Raw genomic sequence first — 23,231 nt, forward strand, 5'->3', positions numbered from 1 at the left:
GGCCCGGGACCCAGCCCAGCACCACCGATCCAGAAAGGCACAGCACATGCCCAAGCTGCCCGCCCACCAGACACCCGAAGCCAAACTCGACTCGGCGGCCGGCTTCATCGACGTCGCCCTGACCCGCGACCAGAAGCGCGGCGCGTTCGAGAAGCCGGGCACCGTCATGTACGCGATCGTCGCCCTCACCTCAACCTCGTACACCGGCCACGCCGACGGCGAGGACAAGGCGCCGCACGTGAAGTTCCGCGTCACCGAGTGCGAAGTCGCGAAGGACGACGAGGAGGCCGTGTCCCTCGCCGAGGCGAAGCGCGCCATGTGGAGGCGCCGCCAGATGGAGGGGACGTTCGACGAGGCCGGTCCGGGCCCGCAGAGCGCCGAGGACGTGCTTGCCGAGCGGTTCGGGAGCTACCCGACCGAGGGCGAGTACGAGGCCCACCAGCGCGCCAAGGAAGAGCGCCGCCGGGCCGAGTTCGTCCGCTAGCCGCCCACTGTCCGGGGCGGCCGTACAGCGGGCGCCCCGGGCCGACCGGATCTTGCCGGATCGGTTCCGCAACATCACGAGAGAAGCAGTGAGTTGAGCACAGACGAGCAGGACGCCCGCACCCCGGGCAGCGTGCCGAACGCCTTCGGCAACGCGCTCGCGTGGCGGTGGGCCCGCAGCATGCCGCGGGCCCTGAAACCCGGCCTGCTCACGCTGCTCTACGCCCTGCGTGCCATGTCCAACGCCGCCGGTGAACTCCGCTTCAGCGACGGCAAGCCCATCCGGATCCAGGACATCGCGAAGGCGGCCGGCGCCGACGAGAAAGACGCTCGCGACCGGCTGGAAGCCGCTGTACGGGCCGGTGTTGTTGTCGTTCGGGGTGAACGCCGCCGGGGCCGTACCGCGCTGTACGCCATCGTCCTCGCGCCTGCCCCGGACTGGCCCGCCGCAGTGGCCTATCTCGAAGCCGTCAAGGCGTCTCGTGAGGAGGCTCGGCAGAAGCGGGAGGCCGAGCGGAAGACGGCTCCGTGGGCCGAGGAGAACGGGGGGCGGTCCCCCGAACTCGAAGGATCAGAGAACGGGGGACCGCCCCCCGAACTTACCGACGGTACGGCCGAGGAAGAACGGGGGACCGCCCCCCGAATGAGTTCGGGGGACCGCCCCCTGAACGGTTCGGGGGACCGCCCCCCGAACACCCCAGGGGGTTACCCATGGGGTTCCCAAGACGGGGCTGAGGTCTCTTTCAAACCTCAGGTGGTTGGGCGCTCCGGTGATCAGAACGAGTCCCACGAACCCAACCCCGACGACCCCACCACGTGGCGCATCTGCCCCGGCTGCAACCGCCGGATCATGCCCGACCCCCAGCGCCCCGACCGCACCGTCCACGCCCGCTGCGAACCCGCACTCGCCCACCACGGAAGGCACAGCGCATGACCACGCCCGACACCCTCTCGCCCGGCCCGCTGAAGCTGCTCCGCGCCCTCGCCCGCGAAGACCTCGGTAGCGGAGTCCAGTTCGAGTCAGCCCCCTACGGCCGCTGGCGCATGGAGGGGAGCACCTACGCCGTCAACGCCCGCAGCTTCCACCTGCTCGACCGCTTCGGCCTGATCAACGTCGGCGACGGCTGGAGCGACCCCGTGCGCATCACCGAGGCCGGCCGCCGCTGGCTCGCCGACCGCAAGCCGAGCCGAGCCTGACCAGCACCGCAGACCAACCGCCCCACGACCAACCCCCGGGGGTACCCATGCCCAGCACCCTGCACGACCTGATGATCCGCACCCCCGGCCTGCCCTGCCGCCTCGACCCCGAGCCGTTCTTCAGCGACCAGGCCCGCGAACGCGCCGCCGCCGTACGCCAGTGCCAGACCTGCCCCCTGCGGACCCCGTGCGCGGCGTACGCCATCGAGACCCGGCAGGCGCACGGTGTGTGGGGCGGTACCACGGCCGCGGACCGGCGCAGCTTCCGTGACGGCCGGCCGTGGCGGTTCGACGAGCACGGGCGACTGCGGCTCGTCTGCGGCTCGGAGGCTGCGTATCGGGCGCACTTCGGGTACCGGGAGCAGCCGTGCGCCGAGTGCACCGCGGCGCACGACGCGCACGTTGAAGCCGATCGGCGGGCGCGGCTGGCCGTCGAGCACGCGGCCGGCGGTTCCTCGCGCGGCTACCACCTGCACCGCGTGCTGGGGGAGCCCGCGTGCGACGGGTGCAAGGGGGCGCAGGCGAAGCGGTCGGCAGCGGATCGTGCGCGCGGCCGGAAGAGCCCACAGCGGGCGCGTAGCGGTCGGGGCGTCCGGAAGCCCACCGAGATCACGTCGGGCGCTCCAGCGGGCGCACAGCCCCTGCCCATCGCCAGCTGACTCACCACGTGGAGTGACCATGAGCAAGCCTGAACCCACCGCCCCCGTCATCCTGCGGGCCGAAACCACCGTCAACGGCGTCCAGTACGCCTACCAAGCAGCCCTCCCAGTCCGGTACTGGCAGGCCATCAGCAGCGATCCGGACCAACGCGCCGACTACGAGGGCATGCTGCGCGCCCGCCTCGGCGCCGTCGTAATGGACCGACTCCAGCCACCCGTCACCGTCCACATGCCGACCGAGCTGGACGAGGCCGCGATGCAACACGCCCTCCAGGAGTTCGAGCAACGACCCGACGACGAGGCCCGCCCGTGACCGCCGTCGTCGCCTACGTGCTCCTCGTCGTCACCACCGCCGGCCTGCCCCTCGCCCACTGGTCCCACACGCCCTGGAGGAAGCCTTGAAGCGCGCCACCAGCATCCTGTGCCTGCTCTACCTCGCCGCCTCGCTCGTGACGCTGCGGCTCGCCGTCACCAGCCAGCAGCACGACCGGCCCGCCTACACGGCGCTCCTGACCGCCTGCACGGTGCTGTTCGCCCTCGGCATCGTCCACCACGCCTACCACCGCGACGAGCTGCGCGCCGCCCTACTGCGCCTCGAACGCGCCGCACGCCCACCCGACACCCGGCCCGCCATCGATGACGCCGTGGCCATCGCCCTCACCGCCGCCTGCTGCGAGACCTGGTGGGCAACCGCCGGCGCGCAGCACGACCCCGAGCACTGCACCCGAAGGGACAGCACCACATGAGCTACCCCACCCTGTTCACCACGCCCGGCGTCCGCCAGTTCGCCGAGGAGATCGACGCCGAACGCCAGCGCCAACTCGCCAAGTTCGGCGACCAACACCACCCCGACGGCACCGGCAACAAGAGCCAGCAGGACGACGCCGACCGGGCCCGCCGCTGGTGCCAGGACGCGTTCGCCTCCGGCTACGGCACATGGGCCGACATCCTCGCCGAGGAGGTCGCCGAGGCCAACGCCGAGCGGGACCACGCCAAGCTGCGCGCCGAGCTGGTGCAGGTCGCCGCCGTCTGCGCCGCCTGGATCGCCGACATCGACAGCAGGGCGGCACAGCGGTGAGCCAGCCCAGCACCGACGCGCGGGCCGTCGTCCGCGCCGCCGAGCAGTTGACGACGCAGGTCCGACGCATCGCCGACGCCCTCACGACGCCCGTCGTCACGTACGAGGACCGCGCCGTCGACGACGCGACGACGCCCGCGACGACGTGCAGCGCGGCCTACCGCGGGCCCAACTACCCGCCGGGCGAATGCATCCGCGCCGCCGGGCACCTCACCGTCACCAACCACACCGACGACCTCGGCCACAGCTGGCCCGACGCCGTGGCGGTGTACCCGACGTTCGACGAACCGCTGCGCGCGGCCCCGGCCGCCGACGAGGACGCGTGCCTGACCCACATCGCGGGCGCCTGCGACGGCACCACTCGCGACTGCGCGTTCATCACCGACGCGGGCCGGAGCAACGTCCTGCTCGTCCTCGTCGACCGTGCCGCTCGCGGCGTGCTCAACGACCACGAGGCCATGGCACTACGAGCACGGGCGCAACAGCTCATCACGGGCCGGGAGACGTGGAAGGGCAAGGCCGAGGAGATCGAACGCGACCGCGACCAACACGCCGCCGTCCTCGCCGAGGTTCTGCGCCACTTCACCGAGCATGGCCACCCAGGCGCGCCCTGCGTGCGTACCTCGTGGGTGCGTACGGACACCGTGGACCGGTGGCGCAGCGTCGTGCAGCACGACGTCGAGCGGCCATGGTGGCAGCAGGTCGCCGAGGCGCGCGCCGAGCTGGAGCAGGCGCAGGCCGCCATCGAGCGCGTGCGCACCCTGCGCGACCCCATCGCCGAAGCCCTCGAACGCGCCGACTACCGCCCCGACATGAGGCGCGGCGACCTCGCCGACTCGATCATGCCCGTCATCCTCGCCGCCCTCGACGGCCCCGAGCAGCCCACCACAGGGGAGTGACCATGCCCGAACAGCCAGCCACCCACACCCGCCGCGTCAGCTACTTCATCCAGTCCCGCCCAGCCAAAAGTCAACCGTGGCAACAGAGCGGCCTCATCTTCTCGTGGGAGAACAAGGCCACCGCCCTGGAGAAGCTTGCCGGCCGACGCGAGATGCAACCGAACTGGGAGCACCGGCTCATGGAGCGGATCACCACGGTCACCGAGCAGCCCGCCACGGAGACGTGACCGGCTGTCAGTGCTGCGCCCTACCGTCCCGACCAACCACCACCGAGGGGAATCGACCGTGACCCAACGCACCCTGCCCCACGACCTCTACATCCAGAACGTCTGCGATGCCCTCGCCGCCGCCGGCCTCGAACCCGACGAGGCATGGACCGAAGACGGCGACCTGGACCGATACCGCGACGACGGCCTGTCCGGCGTCGCCTGCATGCTGACCGCCGTCATCGTCTGGGAAGGCAGCCACCCCGCGCTCAACACCGACGCACACCGGCACGGCATCGCCCTGACGTGGGACCATCCGGCCGAGCAGTGGCAGTGGGCCCCGCGGAAGGAGAACGGCCACCTCCAGCGTGACCCCGAGTTCCTGCCCGCGCTGCCGAGGTGGGCCGACCCGGCGGTGGTCGTCAGCGTTGCGCGGGAGCTGCTGGCCGGTCGTCCGGCGCCGACGGCCGAGGGCCCGGTGTGGTCCGGCCACGAGGTGGCGCAGCACGCCGTAGACGGGTGGGTGGGCGCCGAGGGAGCCCAAGCCTGATCGACGCAGGCAGACGCCCCGTCACCCCGTCACGACGACGGTTGGTGACGGGGCGTCGTCGTCAGCTCATGCCCTTCCAGATCCGCCACGCCCGCGACCGGTCCGTACCGATCGCCTCACCGATCTCCGGGAAGTCCATGCCCGCCTGGTGCAGGGTGTTGACCGCCTGCTGCCGGATCTCCTTCGGCAACGTCCGCTCACCCGGCCACTCCCGCAGCACCAGGCCGGCCGCCCGCGCCCGCACCGCAGCGTCCGGGATCGCCTCCAGCAGGCGTAGCGCATCCCGCACCGCAGCGAGCACCCGATCCGCCTCGGTGCGCGCCTCGTCCGTCTCCTCGGCCATGCCCCGTCACCTCCCCATCGGAGCGTAGGTCTGCACACCCGTCGCCGTGTCGGCTACCCTCAACCGTGCGTGTCGGCTATCCGACACCAAGCCCCGGACGGACCGACGACGCCCGACGACGCCCCACAAACGAAGACGCCCCCGGCGGCAACCGGGGGCTGACCACAGGAGACGTGACCTCCCATGGCTGACCAGCAGCCTACGCACACCCCACCACCCACGGCTACGAGCGGACTCGGCCTCGCCGTCGGCGCCGCCGCCATCATCACCGCGATCACCGGCATCGCCTTCTGGCTGTCGTACCACCACCTACACGACGTCGCCGCCGGCAACGGCCTCGGCATGGACCCCGCCCGCGCGTGGGCATGGCCGGCCGTCCTCGACCTCTTCTACCTCGCAGGCGAACTACTGATCCTGCGCGCCTCGTACCTGCGCACCGTCGACCCCTGGGCCATCTGCCTCACCGCAGTCGGCGCACTCGGCTCGATCAGCCTGAACGTGGCCGGCGTCGGCGCGGACGCCCCCGCCCTTCAATACGTCGTGGCCGCGGTCCCGCCGGTGGCCGCCCTGTTCGCGTTCGGCGCGCTCATGCGGCAGTTGCACGTCTGGTTCGCCCGACGGCCGGCCGAGACGACGCAGGCCCCGCCCGTCGTCACCGTCGAGCGTGCCCAGCAGCCAGCCGCGCCCCCGATGCCCGAGCACGCCCCCGCGCTCCCGCCGGCCACCGAGAAGCCCGCGGCCGACGAGCAGCGACCCGAGCGACTGACGATCCGGTACAGCGACCCCCGCTGCGCCGTCATCCGCCCGCTGTACGACGACGGGTACCGGCCCACCACCGGCGAGATGCGGGCCGCGCTGGAGGCAGCGAACCTCACCGCCCCGGGCGCGTCCACCCTCCGTGGGGTCCTGCGCGCCGAGATCGAGAAGCACGAGCCCCAGCTGGCCGCGCTGCCCACCCGGCCATCGCCGCTGCACCGGGCCGGGTGACCACCCATGCTCCTCACCGCCCTGTTCGGTGTGTTCTTCGCGCTGGCCATGCTCGGCGGGCTCATCGTGCTCGCCCTGGTCGACTTCCGCGCCGTCCCCCCGATCACCGGGACGGCAGCTTTCGTGCTCACCTGTGCCGCGCTCGCCGTGGCCATCCTCCGCTGAGGACCCACCTTGAACTACGTCACCTACGGCGGCGTGACCGTCGGAATCTGCATCCTCGTCTGGGACGTCATCCAGTGGTGGCCCGGCCGCAAGCAGTTGCTGAAGGACCCGGTCAAGCACGCCGCCAAGCTGCTGCCCTGGCTGCTGTCCTGGTGCTACGGCGCGCTGACCACCCTTGGTGTCGCCGGGCTCATCGGCCTCGTCTCCAGCACAGTCCTGGGCATCTCGAACTGGCTCGGGGACGCCGCCCTGTTGTGGGGGGTGGGCGAGCAGCCGGGCCAGCTCGCCGCCCGCGCGACGTTCATCCCACTGTCCGGTCCTGGCAACTGCGTGGTGCTCATCCTCACCGCCGGGTTCATCGCGGCCGTCAGGAAGGGCAACGATCACGAGAGCGCTCTGCTGAAGCGTGGCGCCTGGTGCGGCATCACCCTCGGGACCAGCGCGGGCGTGGCGGGGTTCGCTGCCGTGCCGCTCGCGCTCGCCGCGAACTGGCTCGGAGACAACACCTTCGGGCGGATCGGATGAGCCGGAAGGAGGCGGCCGAGGAGGAGCCGTCCCAGGCGGCTGGGGCGTGCGTCCTGGTCGTCCTCGGCGGAGCCGTGGTCGGTGTGGCGTTCGCGGTGGACGAGGCGGCCGGCGTGCTCCTGGTCGTCGTCGCCGGGGGCATGGCGCTGTGGCGGTCGGCCCGCCGCCGCATGTCCGATTCGTCCGCCACTCCCCCGCCCGAGCCTGAGCCCCCTTCCGGCGAGGTTTACGCACGTGAGACCGGGCGTGCGCGTGAAGTCCGCAAGACGGTGGGGGAGGGGTACTTGATCTTCCCGGAAGTCGAGTACGTCACCGACCCGGACGCTCCCGAGGAGGCGGACGGCTCCGAGTCGCAACAGCCGACCGAAGCTCCGAGCGGGAGGCGCCTGCCGCTGCAAGGCCGCATCGAGCGCGCCTTCTCCGCGAGGCAGCGGGAGGAGGTGTGCGACCGATGATCCGTCGCCTGACCGCCGCCCTCGGCTACGAGTACTGCGCCGAGTGCGGCTGGTGGACCAAGCCCCATTGCGGGCACTGACACAAGAGGATGACCCCATGACGAACCCGCCGAAAACCCCGATCACCAGCACGCAGCTCGCCGACGCCCTGGCGCTCGCCGAATTCCTTGACGCCCGATACGGCGAAGACCTCGCCGCGCTCCCCGAGGACTCACCGGGCGCACGCGAGGCCCTTGGACACCGCCTGATCGTTGACCAGGCCCGCGTCGACCTCACCAGCCCGCACACCGCCGACCAGCACCTGCTGCGCTGGCGAGCGATCACCACCCTCCAGGAACTCGGGAGACGCTGGGCAGGCAACCACAACGGCCTTCGCAGACACCCCGAGTACCGCACCAGCTGGCTACCCGCCAGCTACCCCGACGCCCAATGACCGGCACCCGATCTCCCTGCCCCCGAAGCACAGTCCCACCGGGCCTGGTCCGTTGTGTCACTATGCCCCCACCGACCGCACTGTCCAGGGGGGACACATGCGCACTCGCGCCACCATCACGCTTGCCACCGCCGCCGCGCTCCTCGCGCTCACCGCCTGCTCGTCAAGCGACGACAAAGCCAGCAGCCCGACCGACTCCGCAACGCCCACCACGTCACCCACCCCGGCCGACACGGGGGCGCTGGAGTTGACCGTGCGGGACTACACCGCGGCGTACTTCAAGGGCGACGCCGACGCCGCGTACGCAGCGCTGTCGAAGCGCTGCCAAGGGAAGATCACGGCCGACGCGTACGCGGCCGTCGTGAAGCAGGCCCATGCCGACTACGGCGCGCAGGAGGTGAAGACGTTCAAGGCGGACCAGGTGTCCGGCAACCTCGCTCGTGTCTCGTACGGCGTCGGCATCCCGAAGTTCGACCAGGAGGCGCAGCCGTGGGCGCGGGAGGGCGCCGCCTGGAAGTACGACGCCTGCTGACACGGCCGCCGGACCGCGAGAGGATGAGCTATGAGCTATCGCCGCTTTCCCGACCGTGAGCGGGCCCTGAGCCAGCTCGACCGTCACCACCCTGTGCTGCCACCGTCCGAGTTCCAGCTGAAGCTGGCGCAGGACGCCCATGTCGCTCTGGAAGCGGCCGGCCGCGCGATGCGCCCGTTCCATGAGGTGATGCTTCAGCTCGCAGCCAACGCGCCTGCTTTGCTTGCACAGACGGGGCCTGCTGCTTCCAAGTTCATCGAGGCGTTGAAGCAGCCGGCCCGCGCCTGACCCTGCACCCGAGCCGAGGCCCCCACCGAATCGTGCGGTGGGGGCCTCGCTGTGTCCGCGCGAATTGCAGCCCCCAAGATCCCAGCACGCCCGAAATCCGTACCGTCCCTGCCAGGGAGGTGACGGAGTGGCGACCAAGAAGAACGCGGACATTGCACGGCAGCGCGAGGACGAGGTGATGCTGCTCCGCACCCGCGAGCGGCTGGAGTTCCGCGAGATCGCCGAGCGGATCGGCGCGGACATCAAGAACACCTACGAGGCGTGGAAGCGTGGCCGAGCCCGCCTCCACCAGGAAGCCTCCGACAGCTTCGGTGCGTACGTCGGCGAGCAGCTGGCGACGTGCAAGCAGGTGATCGACGGTCTGATGCCGCAGGTGTTCGCCGGCGGCATGAACGCCTCCAAGGCCGCCGAGGCGATCGTCAAGGCCATGGACCACGAAGCGAAGCTGCTCGGTCTCTACGCCCCGGTGAAGGCGAACGTCACCGTCACCGACGAGATGACCGCCCGCATCAAAGCCCTCGCTGACGAACTGGCGCAGCTGGAGGAGACATGACGGAGCCCATCCCCGAAGAGCCGACCGAGCAGGACCCGGCCCCCGAGCCACAGCCGATGTGCACGGTCACGTGGTCTGGCGACCCGCAGGTCCGGTGCCTGCTGTTCGCCGGGCACCTGGAGAAGCGGTTGCCGCACCAGAACATGACCATCCCGCCCTACTACGAATGGGAGTAGCCCCCAGTGCAGGCCGCCGACCTCGATGCAGCATTGGCCGGGATGTCCCCGGCCGAACTTGAGCTGCTGGAAACCGAGTTGGCGGCGCGCCTGTGGGCGAAGCGGTGGGGCCGCTGGAAGCCGTACCCGTGGCAGGTCCCGCCGGACGAGATCGAGACGTTGGGCTGGTGGCTCCAGCTCGGCGGCCGTGGCACGGGCAAGACGGACGGCTGCGCCCGCTACATGGTCGCCCACGTCAACGGGCCGCCCTGCGACCCGCGGCTGAAGGGCGGCCACCGCATGGCGATCATCGCGCCGACGCAGGGAGACGCAGTCGAGGCGTGCGTGAACGGGCCGTCCGGACTCAAGGCGCACGACCCGCGTGTGGTGCTCCGCACGACCGCCGGCGGTACCTTCGCGAGGTGGCCGTCCGGGGCCGAGGCGAAGCTGTTCGGCGCGCATACCCCGGACGACGTGGAACGGCTCCGGGCCGGCGGTAACCGGTGCCTCGTGTGGATGGAAGAGGTCGCCGCGCAGCGCCGGTTGAAGGACGCCATCACGCACAGCGAGATGGGTCTGCGTATCGGCTCGAATCCGCACTACATCGGCTCCACGACGCCCAAGCCCCGTACCGAGATCATCGAACTCACCGAGCGGTCCGACGTCATCGTGACCAAGGGCCGGACTCGGGACGCGATCCACCTGCCGCAGGAGCAGCGGGACAAGCTGATCCGCCGCCACGCCGGCACGGCCACCGAGGCTCAGGAGCTGGACGGTGAACTACTGAAGGACATCGAGGGCGCCCTGTGGAAGCGCGGTGTCCTCGACCGGACGCGTGTCGGCGCGGCCCCGCCGCTCGTGCGCATCGTCGTCGCCATCGACCCGGCCGCCACGGACGGCGACGAGTCCGACGAGATGGGCATCATCGTGGCTGGCCTCGGTCAGGCGTACATCCCGGACCGCAACGGGTTCGTCCGGCAGCACGCCTACGTCCTCGACGACCTGTCCGGGCGCATGTCCCCCGAGGAGTGCATGCGGAAGGCGGCCGAGGCGTACCACGCCTGGAAGGCCGATGTCGTGATCGCCGAGACGAACAACGGCGGCGACTGGATCGGTACGACGCTGCGGCAGATCGACCGCACGGTGAACTACGACACCGTGACCGCGACCCGCGGGAAGGCGACCCGGGCCGAGCCGGTGGCGGCCGTGTTCTCGCAGAACGCCGCGCACATCGTGAACAGCCTGCCCGAGCTTGAGACCCAGTTGGTCACGTGGGTGCCAGGGCAGGACAGCCCGGATCGGCTGGACGCCATGGTGTGGGCCCTCACTGCTCTCATGCTCGCGCCTGCGGGCAACTCGGCCGCGGTCGCATAGGAGGACCCTTGAGCCAGTACCGGAACCGGGCGCTACGCCGAGCCGCCGAGACACGCGCGCTCAGCCTGGACAGCCTGCGCGACCGCATGCCCATCACCGTGGCGTCGATCGGCGGACAGCAGTCCCTCACCATGGCGCTGGACGCCGAGGCCCGCGGGTTCGCGAACAGCGCCGTCGCCTACCGGTGCGTGGACGCGATCGCCAGCAACGCGAGCAGTGTGCCCCTGGAAGTCGCCCGCCTGGACGGCTCGTTCATCGAGAACCACCCGATCGCGCACCTGTTCAACAAGCGGCCGAACACGTTCATGTCTGCCCGCGCCCTCAAGTACCTCGCCTTCATGCAGGCCGAGTTGGCTGGCCAGGCGTTCGTGTGGCAGGACCGCGGCGAGACCGGCCTAGATGACCCCACCGAAATTCACCTCGTCTTCGATCAAGTCGACGTCGTGGTGGACAAGCCGCTCGCGCAGCGGCCGACGACGACGAACATCGTCGGGTTCATGATCCGACGCGCGGACGGCACACAGGTCCCTGTACTGCCCGAAGAAATGCTCTGGCTCCGATACCCGCACCCGTTCGATCCGCTCGGCTGCCTCGCCCCATGGAAGGCCGCGAGGCACGCAGTCGACATGGACGCATACGCCCGCGAGTGGCAGCGTCAGTCCTACAAGAACGGGGCCCGTCCGACCGGCGTCGTCTACCTCGGCGACATGGGCGAGACCGAGTTCACCGCGGTGAAGGCCGCGTGGCGCGGCAGCATGCAGGGCCCAGAGAACGCGGGCAAGACGCTTCTGGTCCGATCGGCGCCGGGTGGTGGGCAGAACGGACAGAGCAAGGGGATCGGGTTCGAGCGGCTGACCTTCACCCCCCAGGAGATGGAGTACCTGGAGTCTCGCGTGGCCAACGCGGACGAGGTGATGCTCGCCTTCGGCGTGCCCCGGGACTACCTGCTCGGCGGGACGACGTACGAGAACCGGACCGCGGCGAAGGCCACCCTGTGGTCGGACACGATCCGCCCCAAGCTGGAGATGGTGTCCAGCGAGATCGACCTGCGCATGCTGCCCTCGGACGCCGAGGACGCCGTGTTCGACCTGTCCGGGGTGGACGCCCTCCAGGACTCGCAGGACTCCGTGGCCAACCGGGCGCGCGCGTCAATGTACGCGGACATCACCATGGTGGACGAGGCCCGCGCCGTACTCGGCCTGGACCCGCTCCCGAACGGGCTCGGCCAGCACACGCTCACCCCGTACCGCGCACAGTTCGCCCCCGTGCAGGGCGCCCCGTCGGGTGACGAGGCGCGGTCGTGGGATGCGGACTTCTCTCGTCTGCTGCCGTCGTCGCCGGACGTCGGGGCCGTTGTCGAGCGGGCCGTAGAGGCTGCCCTTGCCCGGCTGCTCGGGCAGGCCCCACCGCAGGTCGACGCCCCTCCGACGCCCCGTCGGCCGGAGCTGACCCGTGCCGACGACGACCCGTCGTCGCCGTCCCTCAGCGAGACAAACGCCGCTTATGACGAGCTGGAGCCCGCCGGCCGCCGCGCCGTGCAGGCCCTCGCCCGCGAGCAGCGCGACCGGGTGCTGCGGGACTTCGACCGGCTGATGAAGAAGCCCGAACGCAGCTCCGCGTGGCTGGAGGAGACCCGCGCGCACGCCTGCGCCCTCGCCCGTGACGACCAGGTGCGGCTCACCCCGCCCGACCCCGAGCAGGTGCCCGCGGCCCGCATGACCGACATGGACGTCGCCACCGGCCCGGAGGGGTGGGAAGAGCGCATCCGGGTGCGGGAAATCTTCGACGCGCGATACTGGCGGCGCCGCACCGGCGAGGTGCTGCGGCCGTTCATCGAGCGGGTGTGGCGCCGCGGCGGGGCCACCATCACCGGCTCGTTCGACCTGGACGAGCCGGCCGTGGCCGCCGCCCTGGACGACCGGATCGAGGAGTTGGCCGGGCAGGTCACGGCGACCACGGAACAGGTGCTCCGCTCGCAGCTCCTCGCGCACGGTGTCGCCGAGGGCGAGAGCATGCCCGAGCTGCGGGCGCGGATCCAGCGGGTGTTCGCCAACCTGAGCGACTACCGGGCGACGATGATCGCCCGCACAGAGACCGTCGGTGGGTACAGCCAGGCGTCGTTCCTCGCCGCGCTCGATGCCGGCGCCACGCGGAAGACGTGGCTCGCGACCGCCGACCAGCGGACTCGGGAGACCCACCGGCAGGAGAACGGGACCACCGCGGCGATGAACAAGCGGTTCACCCTCACCAAGAGCAGGTGGCCGGCGGACCCGACGGCCCCGGCGAGCCAGTCCATCCAGTGCCGGTGCGCGCTGACCTTCACCTTCGAGACCGAGGAGTCCTGACCATGTCGGAGCCCGAGCAGTACGACCCGTCCGTTGCCCACCGGTACCCGATGCCGGATCTCTCCGAGGCGCGGTCACTACGACCCCGCGTCTTCTCCCTGGTCCGTGACCACGACGTCACGGGCGTCTCGGGTACGGGCTCCGTTGCCGACGGCGTCTTGTGGCCGGACGGGACGGTGTCGGTTCGGTGGGTGGGCCCCCGTCCGTCCACGGTCTTCTGGGACTCGTTGGCGGACGCGGAGCACGTCCACGGACATGGCGGCCACACCCGCATCGTGTGGGACGACGAGGCCGAGGGGGTCTGACCGTGGTGACCGTGCTGCGCGGTGAGGTCCGCGCCATCCTCCAGCCCGCGGGAACGGCGCAGTACCAGGGCGCCTACTGCCCGCCCGGTGTGCCGTTCGCCGAGGTCCGTCGGGGCCCGTTCGACGGCAAGCAGGACATCGCCGTACGGCCGGACGCCGACGGCGAGTTGCCGCGGCACATGACATTCGGCGGCGGCCGAGTCGTCTACGAGTACGACGGCCGCGACAAGAAGAACCGGGCGGTGTACCGGTACGCGCCGAACCTGTCCCCGGCACACCGCAGCGTCATGGACGGCGTGGCCGAGGTCTACGCCGAGCACGCACTCAAGCAGGCCAAGGGAGGCCAGTAATGGAGATCGAGTTCCGCGTCTTCGAGCAGCACGAGTTCCGTGTAGGCGAGGACCAGGACGGCACCTTCGACGGCATCGCCTGCCAGTACGGGAAGAAGGACTCGTACGGGACGACGTTCCACCCCGGGGTGTTCCGGAAGGGCATCGACAAGGGTTCGTACGCTTACCTGTTCATGCACAGCCCGTACGACCCGATCGGGACGTTCCGTGCTGACGAGCAGCCCACCCACCTGCACATCGCGGGCGCGTACGACGACACGCAGGCGGGCCGGGACAAGCGGGCCATGGCCCGGTCCGGCAGCGCGCGCGAGCTGTCCGTGGGGTTCGTGCGCACGGATCTGCCCGAGTGGAAGAAGCTCGCCGAGATGGGCGACGAGGACCGCGCCGACGTGCTGGAGAACATCCGCTCAGCCCGCCTGGTGGAGGTCTCGCAGATCACCGCGCGCATGGCGGCCGTCCCCGGCTCCAAGCTGAAGACCGTCCGCAGCGCGCTCGGCGCCCTGTACACCGAGACCGTGGGTGAGCCGACGCTGGCCGAGCGGCTGGCCGCGTACGACCGCGAGCACGGCCGCGACTCGGCAGTGGCGTACGAGGAGGAGCAGCGGCGCCAGATGCAGCAGCGGCAGCGCCGGGCCGCCCTGCTGCGGCTCGCGTCTGTGAGGTGAGCTGGGGCGAATTGCAGCCCCCACCCGCACGCGTCCCTGTAGTCGATCTACCCTCCCCTCATCCGGGCCGCTCGCACCGGACGTGAAAGCCGCGAGCATGCCGGGCGCGATCCACCGGCCGTGACAGACGGACCGCAGCAACCCATGACGCATGGGCGGCTGTGCGCCGTCCACGGACCGAGAGGACTCGCGGTGAGCAACTTCGCGAAGATCCGCCCCATCGGTCGCCGCCGCGACGGTCGACCGATCTACCCCATCAAGGGCGGCGCCCCCACGCTGGCCGAGCAGCGCGACGCGATCGTGGCGCAGCTCCAGGACCCCAGCTTCGACGGGGACATGGACGACCTGCTTCAGCGCGCCGACGAGATCGCCGCGCAGATCGAGCAGGCGAACCAGCGGGATGCCCGCCTGCGGGCGCTCCAGGCCGCGCAGCTCCCCGCCGGGGACCCGCAGCCGCAGCCCGGTCAGCGCCGTGAGCAGCCCGGCATGCAGCCCGATGCGAACGGCAACCCGCACCCCCTCACGGTCGCCGAGTCGTTCGTCCGCTCCAAGGCGCTGGAGACCTTCCGTAGCCAGGGCTACACGGGGAAGTTCGCGGTCAACTTCGCCGCGGACGAGACCCGCGACGCCCCAACCGGCACCACCACGACGCAGACGTACCCGCTCCAGAACACGCGGGTGCCCGGCGTCATCCCGGAGCACCCGGACTACCCGCTGCTGGTGGCCGATCTGCTGGACCAGCAGACGTCCGATGGCACCACGCTGGAGTACCTGCGGGACATCTCCGGGCCCGTGGCTGGCACGGGCACGTGGAACAAGGCCGCGGTCGTGGCCGAGGGCAAGACGAAGCCGATGTCCGGTCCGTTCGAGTTCGAGACGATCACCACGACGCTGAAGACCGTCGCCCATTGGACGCCTATCACGAGGCAGGCCGCAGACGACAACGGTCAGCTGATGGGCTACATCAACGGGCGGCTGACGTACGGCCTGCTGTACAAGCGCGACCGTGAAGTGCTCACCGGCAACGGCACCACGGAGATGCAGGGCATCCTCACCACGCCCGGCATCGGCACCTACCAGCCCGAGGCGGGCAGCACGGACGCCAAGCTGATCACCGTCAGGAAGGCGCGCACGCAGGCCGAACTCGCCCTGTACCCGCCGGACGCGGTGATCCTCAACCCGCTCGACTGGCAGGACATCGAGCTGGACACCGACGCGAACGGCCAGTTCCGCGTCATCACCAGCGTCCAGGACTCGGGCGCGGCGATGCGCCTGTGGGGCCTGCGCGTCGTCACCACCGTGGCGATGGCCGCCGGTACTGCGCTGCTCGGCGGGTTCCGCGCGGGCGCCACCCTGTGGACCAGGCAGGGCGTGACGATCCTGATGAGCGATTCGCACGCCGAACTGTTCGTCGCGAACACCCTCGTGATCCTCGCCGAGATGCGCGCGAACGTCGCCGTCCACACCCCGGCCGCCTTCGTGAAGATCACGTTCTCGCCGGCCACGACCTGACCCTTCCGCGGGCGCTGCCCACCCCGTACGGGCCGCGCCCGCCCTGCTTCTTCCACATCGTCTGAGGAGCCACCTCATGGCCACCACACGCAAGAGCACCACCGAGACCCCCGAGCAGCCGAACGCCGCCGTCGTCTCCACCCGCGAGTACGCCGCCGGGGAGGGCTGGCAGGTCGGGCAGACCGCGCCGGCCGACGCGTTCCGTGCGCTCTCCGCACAGGGCGATGGCCAGCCCACCGGCCCGGTCCTGGACCACCACCCGGGCGGATACGCCCGGCAGATCGCCGTGAAGGGGCAGGTCGTCACCGCGGGCGTGCGCCGCGAGTTGGACGCCGCCGAGGCCGAGGAGCCGGCCGTCGAGGGCGAGCAGGGCTGACCGATGGCGTACTGCTCCGAAGAGGCCGCACGTGACGCGGGGTGCACCGGCTCGGATGCCGAGGTCGCCGCGTGGGTCGCTGCTGCCCAGGAGCGGATCGACGCCTACACACAGCAGTGTTTCGAACCAACTGACCTGGTGGTGGTATCGGATGTCGGCGCGGGGGGACTGGTCATCCTCCCGCGCCGCGTTCGGACCGTCACCAGCGTCATGCCCGTGCTGGCCGCCGACGACGGCCCGTCGATCCCGTCGTCTGCCTACCGGGTCACCTCGTCTGACGTGCTCGGGCAGGTCGACGCCGTACGCCTCGCGTGGGGTGGCTACGACGATCTCGTGGTGGGGGCCGAGTCGTACAACGGGGGCTGGCTCGGTCTGTGGGAGCGGTGGGGGGCCGAGCAGGTCAAGGTGGTCGGCTCGTTCGGCTACGACGAGCCGCCGCTGCTCGTGGAGCAGGCGTCCGCCTTGCTCGCCGCGCACCTCCAGGCCGAGGCCGCCCCGTCCGATGCAGACGCCGAGCAGGACCCATCGCTTCAGGTGGACGACGAGGGCAACAACGTGGCCATCGAGGACAGCGACGACGAGCCGTCGTCGGGCGTCGTCTCGGCATCGGCATCGACCGGATCGACGCAGGTCGACGCCCTGTTGGCGGGCTACCTGAACCGCGGTCACAGCCTGATCGGGGGTGTGTGATGCGCGTGCGTAGTTCGTCGCGGTTGCGGCTCGGTGCGTCCGAGTCCGTGCGGATCAACACCCGCCAGTACGAGCGCGGTCTGCGCCGCGCCTTCGGTCGCATGTCGGACGACGTGAAGCGCGCCGTCGACCGGACCCGGGTGGACGTGCAGAACGAGGCACGCCGCCGGGCGCCAGTCGACACGGGCCGCCTGCGGTCGTCGATCGTCTCCCGCGCCGAGGGCTCGGGGCGTGCGGTCGGCTACGTGGTGGGCACCAACGTCTCGTACGCCGCAGATGTGGAGTACGGCACGAGCCCGCACGTCATCAAGCCCAGGTACAAGAAGGCGCTGTACTGGCCGGGCGCCGCTCATCCGGTCGCGCAGGTCAACCACCCTGGCACCCGGGCGCACCCGTTCATGCGGCCCGCGATCGAGCTGACGGAGATCTTCTTCCGGGCGAACCTCTCGCAGATCCGGGGAGGCCGGTGATGGCCGCGAGCACCGCGGGCGCCATCAAGGCCCGCCTGGAAACCCTCCAGTTCGGCGTGCCCGTCTTCCGCGACGGGCCCCGCGAGGGGCAGGTCGAGCCGTTCATCGTCGTGCAGGAGGGCATGCCGGCTGGGCTCGACGCCACGGCGAACGGGGACTTTGGTGACCCGGCGGCCGAGATCAACATCATCGACACCGTCATCGTGGATCTCGTGCAGCGGGCCCGCGTGAAGACCGGCGCGCGCACCACGAAGGTCACCGAGCGGTACGGGCTGGCCGAGGCCATCGCGCACGCCCTGCACGGCTGCCAACTGCCGGCGCACCCGGCGAAGGTCACCGCGGTCCGCGTGCAGGACATCGACCGCATTCCGATCGCCGACAACCGGGTCCGGCACTCGATCACCGTGCAGGTCTACCGGGAGCTGCTGCGCGAAGAGGTGACGCCACAGTGAAGATCACGCACACGCCCATGGCCCGTGACGAGGTGATCGCCGTCCTCGGCCCGCACTGGCCCCCACTGCCCGGCGCCACCGTGGCGCGGATCGGCGCGCTCGTCGCCGTCGACCACGGGGCGGTCGCCGTCCACGACACCGACGGCCGGCCCGGCACCACTTGGTGGGTCATCGACGGGCTGATCGTCCCGCAGGACGCCGGCCCGCCCCCGCAGCTTCCCGGTGTCGCCCCGGAGACCATCCCCGTCCCCGAGCCCGCTGCACCACCCCTCACGTAAGGGCCGGACCCCGGCACCAGGAAGGAACCGAGATGCCCATCTCCCGAGTGACCAAGCTGTACGCAGTCGAGGACGCGAAGATCTTCCCCCTGCTCTCCGACCCGGAAGGCGGCACGCCGTCCTACGGGGCCGGCATCGACGTACCCGGCATCAAGTCCATGGAGATCTCCGGGGACGTCGAGGTGAAGGAGCTGCGGGGCGACAACGGTCTGCTCGACTCGGACGCATCGATCTCGAACGTCACCGTGTCCTACCCGCACGCGAAGCTCTCCCTTGACGTGCTCGTGGCGCTGCTCACTTCCACCATCACTGACTCGGGCACCACGCCGTCGCAGAAGACCAAGTGGGCCATGAAGCAGGGCGCGAAGCCGCTGCCGTACAAGCTGGTCGGGAAGACCCCGACGTCCGGCGGCGACGTCGTCGGCGGTGACGTCCACTTCTCCCTGATGAAGTGCGTGATGTCGTCCTTCCCCGGCCTCGGTCTGGCCGAAGAGGACTACCGCACCATCGACAACCAGGCGCGCTGTGTGCCGCTGATCTCGACCGGCGAGTGGATCGACATCGAGATCAACGAGACCGCTGTAGCGATCCCGACCGCCGCCACCTCGTGATCCCCGGCCGGGCGCGTCCTCGCTCAGCGCGCCCGGCCGGCCCCCTTCCCAGTCCGCAGGCCGAAACCCGGCACTCACCCAGGGACCCACCATGACCACAGGACTTGACCTGCTCGCCGAGGGCGGCGCCGTCACCCTCACCGACGGCACCGAAGTGCCGCTCCGCTACAGCTTCCGCGCGCTTGCGCTGCTGGAGGCCCGCTTCGGCTCCGTGGGGGCCGTACAGAAGGCGATCGACTCGACGGGCGAGGGCGCCGCGTTCGGGCCGCTCGCGCAGATCATCGGCGCGGGGACCGTCGGGCCCGGCGGGTTCGAGCCGCACATCCGCGAGTACCAGGACGCCAAGGGCGACCGCCACATCCAGGACATCGTGTACCGGCGCCGCACGGATGGCGCGATGCTCGATGACCTGCTCGACCCGGGCCGCCTCGACCAGTACACGCGCGCGTTCACGGCCGCACTCGGCCGCGCGCTGGAGAGCCGGAGCCAGGGAAACGCCGGCGCCCCGGTGACCGTCGCTCCGGAGCTGGAGACGACGCCTTCCCCTGGGGCGAATACCTCTACCTCGCCGTCGGTGCCCTCCACATTTCTCCCGGCGAGTTCTGGGGCCTGACCCCGCACCTGCTGCTCGCACTCGCCGAGCAGCACCAGGCCGCCCACCAGACCGGCGGCCGACGAGAACCCGAACCCGCGGACGGCACGAGCCTTCTGGGCCTCGCCGCGATGCGCCGTAGCTGACGAGGAGGTGACCTGTGGCCGACGACATCAACCTGCCGAACCTGGTGTCGCACCTCGCGGTCAACCTCGACGGGGTGTCCGGGGCCATCGCCGACGCCTCGCGGCAGGGCTCGGCGATGGGGTCCGCGCTCGGCCACGGCATCCACCGCGAGCTGGACAGCCTGTTGTCCCACCTGCCTCAGGTGGTGATCGACGGCGACTCGGACCCGCTGGACCGCGACCTTGCCCGGATCCACCGTGAGCTGGCGCAGCTCGACGCGCAGCGCATCGGCGTGGACATCTCCGTCCCGGACGCCCTGCGCGAGCTGGACCGGCTGGAGACGCACCTTCAGCGGATCGGGGACGAGCACCCGAACGTCAACGTGCGCGCGACCACGAGGCAGGCCGCGGCGCAGCTGAACGCGATCCTCGCCGCGGCCCGGCACGTGGACGACACCGACGTCGATATCGACGTGCACGTGGACGAGGACCACGTGAACCGGCTGCGGGGGATACTCGGCCACCTCGCCGCCACGGCGGGGTCGATAGGCGGTATGGCCGCCCAGTTCGGCAAGGTGGCCGCCGCCATCGGGGCCGTCATCCCGGTGGCGGCCGGGGCGACGGCGACGATCGCGAACATCCTGCCGGCGTCCGGCGTGGCGGTCACGGGGCTGCTGTCCGTCGCGCTGGCCGGCGGCACGGTGAAGCTGGCCATGGCCGGGGTGGGAGACGCGATCGGCGCGGCCCTGGACCCGGAGAAGGCCGACGACTTCGCGAAGGCGCTGGAGAAGCTGTCTCCCGAGGCGAGGGCGTTCGCCGTCGCCCTGCACGATGCCGCGCCCGCGCTGCGGGAGCTACAGCAGGGCGTCCAGAACGAGTTCTTCCGGGGGCTCGCCAACGAGCTGGAGCGCACCGGCCGCAGCGTGCTCCCGGTGCTGCGGACGAACCTGCTCAGCACGGCGACCGCGCTGCACGACATGACGGCCGGCGTGCTCGGCGCGGCGCGGGAACTGGCGGACTCGGGCACGTTGGGGACGGCGCTCGGGTCGGCGAGCAAGGGGCTGCGGAACCTGTCCGGGGTCCCGGGCGTGGTGGTCACGGCGCTGGGGCAGATCGGCGCGGCGGCCGGCCCGTCGTTCGAGCGGCTGACGGCCGCGGCCGGGCGCAGCGCGGACCGGATCGGCGAGCGGCTGGCTGGCGCGTTCGAGTCGGGCAGGATGCAGGCCGCCATCGAGCGCGCGATCGGTCTGCTCGGCGACCTGTTCGACGTGGGCGGCAACGTCGTTGAGGTCATCGGGAACATCTTCGGTGCTGTGCCCGCGGGCGGCGGCGGGATGCTCAGCGTTCTCCAGAGCGTCACAGCCGAGCTTGCGAAGATCACGGCAGGCGACGACGTACAGGCGGCGCTACGGGCCCTGTTCGAGACGATGGCGGCCATCGGCCGGGTGGCCGCGCCCCTGCTCGGGCTCGCCTTGCAGGCCCTCGCCCCCGCGATCACGGTGCTGGGGCCGCCCGTGCAGCGGCTCGTGGGCGCGCTCGGGGACGCGCTTCGGCCCGTGATCACCGCGCTCGGGCCCGTGCTGGAGGCCGTTGCCCGCGCGTTCGGCGCTCTGCTCGATGCTCTCGCCCCGCTCCTGCCTGCACTGGGAACGCTGGTTGCTGCTCTGCTCCCGGTCCTCATACCGCTGTTCGATGCCCTACAGCGGATCTTCGCCGCGGCGGCGCCCTCCGTGCGGATCCTCGCGGACATCCTGAGCCAGACCCTCGCGCCCATCTTCAGCGCCCTACCAGCACTGATCACGCCGCTCCTCGACGCGTTCGCCGAGATGGCCGAGCAGCAAGGGCCTCTGCTCGCACAGCTCCTCGCACAGCTTCAGCCCAGCCTCGTGCAGCTCGGCGTGGCCTTCGGGCAGGTCCTGGAGCAGGTCGGGCCGCTGCTGCCGCAGCTGGTCATGCTCGGCGCCACGCTCTTCCAGCAGATCGCCCCGTACCTGCCGCCGCTGATTGCCGCATTTGCCCAGCTCGCGGCCGTCTTCACCGAACAACTCGTGTGGGTCCTCGAACACCTCGTGGTGCCCGCGCTCAGGCTCGTCAACAGCCTGCTGACCGGCGACACCCCGAAGGCCACCGCGGCGGCCGGGGCCGCGATGAACAGCCTTCACCAGGTCATCGCCACGGTGTGGGCCGGGATCGTCAGCTACGTACAGCAGAAGGTTGCCGAGGTCGTCTCGTGGATCGCCGGCCTTCCCGGGCGCGCGGGCGCGGCGCTTGGTGGGCTCGCTGGGAGCCTGAGCAGTCAGGCCAGCAGGGCGGGCACGCAGCTGGTCGCCGCGGTCCGCGGCAAGCTCGACGAGGCGGTGGGTTGGATACGGGGGCTGCCCGGCCGTGCCGCGTCTGCTCTCGGCGGGCTCGGGGGAGTCTTGTTCAGCGCGGGTGCGTCGCTGATCAGTGGTTTCGTTGCGGGCATCACCAGCAGGATTCCGTCGGTCCAGTCCGTGTTGAACGGGATCACGTCGAGGCTGCCGGACTGGAAGGGCCCCAAGGCCAAGGACGCGAAGATCCTCACCCCGGCCGGCCGGGCGCTGATCGAGGGGTTCATCAAGGGCATCACCGGCACCACGGCCAAGCTGCGCTCTACGCTGGCGTCCATCACGAAGGCGCTGCCCGACAACGTGAAGAGCGGCTACGGGAAGACCCTCGCGAAGGCGACGGCCGAACTGGAAAAGCAGGTCGCGAAGCGGGACGCGGTGCTGAAGAAGCTCACCGCGGCACAGAAGAAGCTCGATGACCTGGTGAAGGCCCGGAACAAGGCCGCCTCGGACATCAAGGCGGGGATCCTCGGCGAGGCCAACATCACGACCGGGCACGCCGACGTCAACAGCGTGGCCGCGATCACGGTCGGGCTCCAGCAGTCCGTCAAGGCCACGAAGGAGTTCGAGGCCAACATCGCCAAGTTGGAGAAAGCCGGGCTCCGCTCGGACTTGCTCCAGGAGATCGCCGACGCCGGCGTGGAGGCGGGCGGGGCGACGGCTGCCGCGCTGGCCAAGGCGACCCCGGAAGAGCTGAAGAAGATCAACGGCCTTCAGGCCCAGCTCGCCAAGTCCGCGACAGCGACCGGGAACACCGTGGGCGACGCCCTGTACGGGGCGGGCATCCGCGCGGCTCAGGGCCTGGTGGACGGGCTGAAGTCGCAGGAAAAGGCGATCGAGAAGCAGATGCAGAAGATCGCCGAGGGCATGCTGTCCACGGTCAAGAAGACCCACAAGACCCACAGCCCGAGCCGGGAGTTCCGGTGGCTCGGCGAGATGGACGGCGAGGGCCTGCGCGAGGGACTGCTTGCCTCAACACGGCGCGTGCGGGACGCGGCCCGGTCCATGGCCGGTGCCGCGCTCGACGTCGCGTCCGGCGTGGGTCAGGTGCTGGTCGGCACGCCGTCCGCGGCGCAGCTGGCCGCCGTGTACGGGGGCACAGGCGGCGGGGACCAGCACAACACCTTCAACCTGTACGGCTCCGAGGCGAGCCCTGACGGCATCCTGCGCGCCCTGTCGTGGCGTGGCCTGGTGGGGAGGGGATGAGCC

The 23,231-nt window shown here is 70.9% G+C and carries 35 protein-coding genes; 34 read left to right on the forward strand and 1 reads right to left on the reverse strand.

Annotated elements, in window-relative coordinates; translation table 11 throughout:
* Positions 1–46: 46 nt before the first annotated feature.
* From AC27LF_RS28820 to AC27LF_RS28865, 10 genes are all read left to right on the forward strand, one after another.
* Entirely contained in the window at positions 47–484 is a 438-nt protein-coding gene (locus tag AC27LF_RS28820) for a hypothetical protein (protein WP_479658259.1), read from the forward strand.
* A gap of 93 nt (positions 485–577) precedes the next feature.
* Positions 578–1,417 (forward strand): hypothetical protein, encoded by an 840-nt coding sequence (locus tag AC27LF_RS28825; RefSeq protein ID WP_479658260.1) that lies wholly within the window; start codon positions 578–580, stop codon positions 1,415–1,417.
* Positions 1,414–1,680 carry a hypothetical protein gene (locus AC27LF_RS28830; protein ID WP_479658261.1) on the forward strand — a complete coding sequence of 89 codons (267 nt, stop codon included), beginning with the start codon at positions 1,414–1,416 and terminating at the stop codon, positions 1,678–1,680. The genes AC27LF_RS28825 and AC27LF_RS28830 overlap by 4 nt, the downstream gene beginning before the upstream one ends.
* A gap of 47 nt (positions 1,681–1,727) precedes the next feature.
* Positions 1,728–2,339, forward strand: coding sequence for a WhiB family transcriptional regulator (locus tag AC27LF_RS28835; RefSeq protein ID WP_479658262.1), 612 nt, complete (start codon positions 1,728–1,730; stop codon positions 2,337–2,339).
* A gap of 19 nt (positions 2,340–2,358) precedes the next feature.
* Positions 2,359–2,652 carry a hypothetical protein gene (locus tag AC27LF_RS28840; RefSeq protein ID WP_479658263.1) on the forward strand — a complete coding sequence of 98 codons (294 nt, stop codon included), beginning with the start codon at positions 2,359–2,361 and terminating at the stop codon, positions 2,650–2,652.
* 85 nt (positions 2,653–2,737) lie between these two features.
* On the forward strand, positions 2,738–3,085 hold the full coding sequence (locus tag AC27LF_RS28845) for a hypothetical protein (protein WP_479658264.1): 348 nt from the start codon (positions 2,738–2,740) through the stop codon (positions 3,083–3,085).
* A complete protein-coding gene (locus tag AC27LF_RS28850) occupies positions 3,082–3,417 on the forward strand; it encodes a hypothetical protein (RefSeq protein WP_479658265.1) in 336 nt (111 codons plus the stop codon). Before AC27LF_RS28845 ends, AC27LF_RS28850 begins: the two co-directional genes overlap by 4 nt.
* Complete coding sequence (locus AC27LF_RS28855) at positions 3,414–4,316, forward strand: hypothetical protein (RefSeq protein ID WP_479658266.1); 903 nt, start codon at positions 3,414–3,416, stop codon at positions 4,314–4,316. The genes AC27LF_RS28850 and AC27LF_RS28855 overlap by 4 nt, the downstream gene beginning before the upstream one ends.
* A gap of 2 nt (positions 4,317–4,318) precedes the next feature.
* Positions 4,319–4,543, forward strand: a complete 225-nt coding sequence (locus tag AC27LF_RS28860; protein WP_479658267.1) for a hypothetical protein — start codon at positions 4,319–4,321, stop codon at positions 4,541–4,543.
* Positions 4,544–4,601: 58 nt separating this feature from the next.
* Positions 4,602–5,072, forward strand: a complete 471-nt coding sequence (locus AC27LF_RS28865) for a hypothetical protein (RefSeq protein WP_479658268.1) — start codon at positions 4,602–4,604, stop codon at positions 5,070–5,072.
* Between the two features lie 61 nt (positions 5,073–5,133).
* On the opposite strand, the gene AC27LF_RS28870 is transcribed toward AC27LF_RS28865, so the two are convergent.
* Positions 5,134–5,415, reverse strand: coding sequence for a hypothetical protein (locus AC27LF_RS28870; protein ID WP_479658269.1), 282 nt, complete (start codon positions 5,413–5,415; stop codon positions 5,134–5,136).
* A gap of 183 nt (positions 5,416–5,598) precedes the next feature.
* Here AC27LF_RS28870 and AC27LF_RS28875 point away from each other — a divergent pair, with 183 nt between their 5' ends.
* The 24 genes from AC27LF_RS28875 to AC27LF_RS28990 all read left to right on the forward strand — a co-directional run bounded on the left by AC27LF_RS28875 (position 5,599) and on the right by AC27LF_RS28990 (position 23,228).
* The gene (locus AC27LF_RS28875) at positions 5,599–6,402 is read left to right on the forward strand and encodes a DUF2637 domain-containing protein (protein ID WP_479658270.1); all 804 of its coding nucleotides are present in this window, start codon (positions 5,599–5,601) and stop codon (positions 6,400–6,402) included.
* Positions 6,403–6,408: 6 nt separating this feature from the next.
* Positions 6,409–6,567, forward strand: coding sequence for a hypothetical protein (locus AC27LF_RS28880; RefSeq protein WP_479658271.1), 159 nt, complete (start codon positions 6,409–6,411; stop codon positions 6,565–6,567).
* 9 nt (positions 6,568–6,576) lie between these two features.
* Positions 6,577–7,092 carry a hypothetical protein gene (locus tag AC27LF_RS28885; protein WP_479658272.1) on the forward strand — a complete coding sequence of 172 codons (516 nt, stop codon included), beginning with the start codon at positions 6,577–6,579 and terminating at the stop codon, positions 7,090–7,092.
* Positions 7,089–7,547: a hypothetical protein gene (locus AC27LF_RS28890; protein WP_479658273.1), complete on the forward strand. Its 459-nt coding sequence runs from the start codon at positions 7,089–7,091 to the stop codon at positions 7,545–7,547. The genes AC27LF_RS28885 and AC27LF_RS28890 overlap by 4 nt, the downstream gene beginning before the upstream one ends.
* 97 nt (positions 7,548–7,644) lie before the next feature.
* Positions 7,645–7,980 carry a hypothetical protein gene (locus tag AC27LF_RS28895; protein WP_479658274.1) on the forward strand — a complete coding sequence of 112 codons (336 nt, stop codon included), beginning with the start codon at positions 7,645–7,647 and terminating at the stop codon, positions 7,978–7,980.
* Between the two features lie 97 nt (positions 7,981–8,077).
* On the forward strand, positions 8,078–8,512 hold the full coding sequence (locus tag AC27LF_RS28900; protein ID WP_479658275.1) for a hypothetical protein: 435 nt from the start codon (positions 8,078–8,080) through the stop codon (positions 8,510–8,512).
* A gap of 30 nt (positions 8,513–8,542) precedes the next feature.
* Positions 8,543–8,800, forward strand: a complete 258-nt coding sequence (locus tag AC27LF_RS28905) for a hypothetical protein (protein WP_479658276.1) — start codon at positions 8,543–8,545, stop codon at positions 8,798–8,800.
* A 127-nt stretch (positions 8,801–8,927) separates the two neighbouring features.
* Positions 8,928–9,353 carry a hypothetical protein gene (locus tag AC27LF_RS28910; RefSeq protein ID WP_479658277.1) on the forward strand — a complete coding sequence of 142 codons (426 nt, stop codon included), beginning with the start codon at positions 8,928–8,930 and terminating at the stop codon, positions 9,351–9,353.
* A complete protein-coding gene (locus AC27LF_RS28915) occupies positions 9,350–9,529 on the forward strand; it encodes a hypothetical protein (protein WP_479658278.1) in 180 nt (59 codons plus the stop codon). Before AC27LF_RS28910 ends, AC27LF_RS28915 begins: the two co-directional genes overlap by 4 nt.
* Before the next feature lie 42 nt (positions 9,530–9,571).
* Complete coding sequence (locus tag AC27LF_RS28920; RefSeq protein ID WP_479658279.1) at positions 9,572–10,882, forward strand: phage terminase large subunit family protein; 1,311 nt, start codon at positions 9,572–9,574, stop codon at positions 10,880–10,882.
* An 8-nt stretch (positions 10,883–10,890) separates the two neighbouring features.
* The gene (locus AC27LF_RS28925) at positions 10,891–13,227 is read left to right on the forward strand and encodes a phage portal protein (protein WP_479658280.1); all 2,337 of its coding nucleotides are present in this window, start codon (positions 10,891–10,893) and stop codon (positions 13,225–13,227) included.
* A gap of 2 nt (positions 13,228–13,229) precedes the next feature.
* A complete protein-coding gene (locus tag AC27LF_RS28930) occupies positions 13,230–13,532 on the forward strand; it encodes a hypothetical protein (protein ID WP_479658281.1) in 303 nt (100 codons plus the stop codon).
* Positions 13,533–13,534: 2 nt separating this feature from the next.
* Entirely contained in the window at positions 13,535–13,882 is a 348-nt protein-coding gene (locus tag AC27LF_RS28935) for a hypothetical protein (RefSeq protein WP_479658282.1), read from the forward strand.
* Positions 13,882–14,547: an HK97 family phage prohead protease gene (locus AC27LF_RS28940; protein WP_479658283.1), complete on the forward strand. Its 666-nt coding sequence runs from the start codon at positions 13,882–13,884 to the stop codon at positions 14,545–14,547. The genes AC27LF_RS28935 and AC27LF_RS28940 overlap by 1 nt, the downstream gene beginning before the upstream one ends.
* A gap of 192 nt (positions 14,548–14,739) precedes the next feature.
* On the forward strand, positions 14,740–16,059 hold the full coding sequence (locus AC27LF_RS28945) for a phage major capsid protein (protein ID WP_479658284.1): 1,320 nt from the start codon (positions 14,740–14,742) through the stop codon (positions 16,057–16,059).
* Between the two features lie 76 nt (positions 16,060–16,135).
* Positions 16,136–16,435 carry a hypothetical protein gene (locus AC27LF_RS28950; RefSeq protein WP_479658285.1) on the forward strand — a complete coding sequence of 100 codons (300 nt, stop codon included), beginning with the start codon at positions 16,136–16,138 and terminating at the stop codon, positions 16,433–16,435.
* A 3-nt stretch (positions 16,436–16,438) separates the two neighbouring features.
* On the forward strand, positions 16,439–17,125 hold the full coding sequence (locus AC27LF_RS28955) for a hypothetical protein (protein WP_479658286.1): 687 nt from the start codon (positions 16,439–16,441) through the stop codon (positions 17,123–17,125).
* Between the two features lie 5 nt (positions 17,126–17,130).
* A complete protein-coding gene (locus AC27LF_RS28960; protein ID WP_487231280.1) occupies positions 17,131–17,595 on the forward strand; it encodes an HK97 gp10 family phage protein in 465 nt (154 codons plus the stop codon).
* Positions 17,595–18,047, forward strand: coding sequence for a hypothetical protein (locus AC27LF_RS28965; RefSeq protein ID WP_479658288.1), 453 nt, complete (start codon positions 17,595–17,597; stop codon positions 18,045–18,047). Before AC27LF_RS28960 ends, AC27LF_RS28965 begins: the two co-directional genes overlap by 1 nt.
* Entirely contained in the window at positions 18,044–18,325 is a 282-nt protein-coding gene (locus AC27LF_RS28970; protein ID WP_479658289.1) for a hypothetical protein, read from the forward strand. Before AC27LF_RS28965 ends, AC27LF_RS28970 begins: the two co-directional genes overlap by 4 nt.
* A 32-nt stretch (positions 18,326–18,357) precedes the next feature.
* Positions 18,358–18,936, forward strand: a complete 579-nt coding sequence (locus AC27LF_RS28975) for a phage tail protein (protein WP_479658290.1) — start codon at positions 18,358–18,360, stop codon at positions 18,934–18,936.
* 91 nt (positions 18,937–19,027) lie between these two features.
* Complete coding sequence (locus tag AC27LF_RS28980; protein ID WP_479658291.1) at positions 19,028–19,549, forward strand: hypothetical protein; 522 nt, start codon at positions 19,028–19,030, stop codon at positions 19,547–19,549.
* Positions 19,522–19,674, forward strand: a complete 153-nt coding sequence (locus AC27LF_RS28985) for a hypothetical protein (protein WP_479658351.1) — start codon at positions 19,522–19,524, stop codon at positions 19,672–19,674. The genes AC27LF_RS28980 and AC27LF_RS28985 overlap by 28 nt, the downstream gene beginning before the upstream one ends.
* A gap of 14 nt (positions 19,675–19,688) precedes the next feature.
* The gene (locus AC27LF_RS28990; RefSeq protein ID WP_479658292.1) at positions 19,689–23,228 is read left to right on the forward strand and encodes a hypothetical protein; all 3,540 of its coding nucleotides are present in this window, start codon (positions 19,689–19,691) and stop codon (positions 23,226–23,228) included.
* Positions 23,229–23,231: the final 3 nt, after the last annotated feature.

The organism is Streptomyces diversicolor (genome assembly GCF_057537855.1).